At 73.7% G+C, this 2737-nt stretch carries 3 protein-coding genes; 1 reads left to right on the forward strand and 2 read right to left on the reverse strand.

Annotation, left to right across the window (positions count from 1 at the left end):
• Nucleotides 1-76: 76 nt before the first annotated feature.
• Nucleotides 77-979 (reverse strand): SDR family oxidoreductase, encoded by a 903-nt coding sequence (locus L1885_RS26755; RefSeq protein ID WP_235799737.1) that lies wholly within the window; start codon nucleotides 977-979, stop codon nucleotides 77-79.
• Between the two features lie 218 nt (nucleotides 980-1197).
• Nucleotides 1198-1965, reverse strand: a complete 768-nt coding sequence (locus L1885_RS26760; RefSeq protein WP_235799738.1) for an SDR family oxidoreductase — start codon at nucleotides 1963-1965, stop codon at nucleotides 1198-1200.
• Nucleotides 1966-2117: 152 nt separating this feature from the next.
• Here L1885_RS26760 and L1885_RS26765 point away from each other — a divergent pair.
• A partial coding sequence (locus L1885_RS26765; RefSeq protein ID WP_235799739.1) for a TetR/AcrR family transcriptional regulator occupies nucleotides 2118-2737 on the forward strand: 620 nt, incomplete at its 3' end.

Below are 2737 nucleotides of genomic sequence, written 5' to 3' on the forward strand. Positions count from 1 at the left end.
TGCGGGCGGCGGCGCACGGCGGCCTCCGCCCGGCGGCCGGTGGGCACGCCGGGCGGAGGCCGTCCCTGCTGCCGGGTCAGGCGGCGCCGCCCGCGTGCGGTGCGAGCAGATCCGCCAGGCCTATACGGGTCATGAACTCGGAGCGGATGCGGTCGGCCACCTTGCTGACCTCCTCCGAGCCGTCGTTCGACGGGTCGACGTGGACGCGGAACGGGCGGCTGCCGTGCGGCGTGCCGACGACCTCGACGACGGCGTCGGCGACGAGCGACGCGTCGGCGTCCGCGGGCTCCAGCGCGGCGAGGCGGCGGGAGACGTCCTCCATCATCCCGGCGTACCGCTCCTCGTACTGCGCGACGATCTCCTGCTGCGCGGGGTGCCCGCCGGTCGCGAAGTGGTTGGTGCCCGACGTGAAGGCGCCGGGCACGACGATCGTGGTCTCGATGTTGAACCGGGCCAGTTCGGCCGCGTAGGAGACGGCGAAGGCGTCCATGGCGGCCTTCGCGGCGAAGTACGGGGCGAGGTAGGGCGGTGTGCCGCCCCGGGTGCTGGACGAGCCGACCCACAGCACGAGTCCGTTCTGCCGGGCCCGCAGGTGCGGGAGCGCGGCGCGGTTGACGCGCTGGGTGCCGAGGACGTTGGTGTCGAAGACGGCCGCTGTCTCCTCGGGGGTGAACGCCTCGGCCGGGCCGGTGACCATGTGGCCCGCGTTGTGGACGAGGACGTCGAGCGCGCCGGCCTCCTCGATCACGGCGGCGACGGCGCGGTCCGCCGACTCCTGGGAGAGGACGTCGAGTTCGACCGTGCGCAGGTCGACGTGGTGCTCATCGGCGAAGGCGGCGGCCTCGGCGACCGGGCCGGCGTTGCGTCCGGCGGTGTCGCGCATCGCCGCGTAGACGGTGTGGCCGGCGGTGGCGAGGGCGCGGGCCGAGAGGGCGCCGAATCCGGAACCGGCGCCGGTGATGAGGACGGTCTTGCTCATGAGGGGTCTCCTTCGGGAGGACGGCCGGTGGCCGCGGGGGCGAATGCGTGCGGCCGGGGCCGCCGGGGCGGATGCGCGGGCCGGGAGGGGTTCGTGCGCGGGCCCGCCCGCGGTGGCGGGACGGGCCCGGTGCGGAAGGGGGCGGGCCGGGCCGGATCGTGACGGCGGGACGGGAGCGGTCCGGGATGCGGGGCTGTGCAGGGGCGTTCGGGCGCCGGTCAGACGACGCCGCCGTTGACGTAGAGGATCTGGCCGTTGACCCAGCGGGCGGGCCCGGCGAGGAACGCGACGGCCTCGGCTATGTCCTCCGGGAGCCCGAGCCGTTCCAGGGGGGCCATGTCCCGGAGGCGGTCGACGACGGACTGCTCCTTGCCGTCCAGGAAGAGGGGGGTGGCGGTGGGGCCGGGGGCGACGGCGTTCACCGTGATGTCGCGGCCGCGCAGTTCCCTGGCGAGGATGAGCGTCATCGCGTCCACGGCGCCCTTGGTGGCCGCGTAGGCGGTGTAGCCGGTGAGGCCGATCTTCGTGACGGACGTCGAGAAGTTGACGAGGGCGCCGCCGGGGCGCAGTCGGCGTGCCGCCTGCTGGTCGACGACGAAGGTCCCGCGGATGTTGGTGCGGTGCATCCGGTCGAGGACGTCCAGGTCCTGGTCGACCAGGGGCGAGAGCAGCATCACGCCGGCGGTGTGGACGACCACGTCGATGCCGCCGTAGAGCTCCTCGGCCGTGTCGAACATCGCGGCGACCTCGGCCTCCTCGGCGACGTCGGCCGCCACGGCGGTGGCGGTGCCCCCCGCGTCGACGATCGCCTTCACCGTCTCCTCGGCCCGCACCCGCCTGCCGGAGTAGTGGACGAGGACCGTCATGCCGTCGGCCGCGAGGCGCTCGGCGACGCTGCGTCCGATGCCGCCGGAACCGCCGGTCACCAGGGCGACCCGGGCCCCGGAGGTCGAGGCGGCGAGGGGGGTGGTGGGCGACGTGGTCATGGCTGTCTCCGGTCTGCGAGTAAGGGGAACCCGGCGTCGTAGCGGCGTTTCGCTTCGGCCAGAACGAAGTTACACGCTTTCCCGTATCAGCGCTACACCCTTGGCGTAGCAACATTCATAACGCGACTACGACCGGGTGTTATCGTCCTTACATGGACGTACGGACCCAGATGCTGGAAGCCGCGGAGAAACTGCTCGACGCGTCACCGACGCGGGACATCGCGACGCGCGCCGTCTGCGACGCGGTCGGAGTGGGGGCCCCGGTGCTCTACCGGCTCTTCGGGGACAAGAACGGCCTGCTCAAGGCCGTGGTGGACTACGGTTTCGACCGCTACCTCGCGACGAAGCGGGAGGCCGAGCCGTCGAGCGATCCGGTGGCCGACCTGCGCAACGGGTGGGACACGCACGTGGCGTTCGCGCTCGCGCACCCGGCGGTCTACCGGCTGATGTACTCGCCCGCCTTCTCCGAGGTCCCGGACGCGGCGGGCGAGGCGCTGGACCTGCTGCGCGCCGTGCTGGTGCGGTGCGCGGCGACGGGGGCGCTGCGGGTGGAGCCCGAACAGGCGGCGCAGGTCATCATGTCCGCCAACATCGGGGTCTCGCTCAATCTGGTGACCCAGCCCGAGGTCTACACCGACCCCGGCCTGTCCGTGCGGGTGCGCGACGCCGTCCACGCGGCGCTGCTGCGCGACCGGCCGGCGGCTGCCGCCTCGACCGGCCCCGACGCCACCGCCGCCGCGGCCGTGCAGTTGGCCGCCGCCCTCGCCACCGG

The sequence above is a fragment of the Streptomyces fuscigenes genome, from assembly GCF_021556455.1.
In the GTDB taxonomy this organism is placed as follows: Bacteria; Actinomycetota; Actinomycetes; order Streptomycetales; family Streptomycetaceae; genus Streptomyces; species Streptomyces fuscigenes.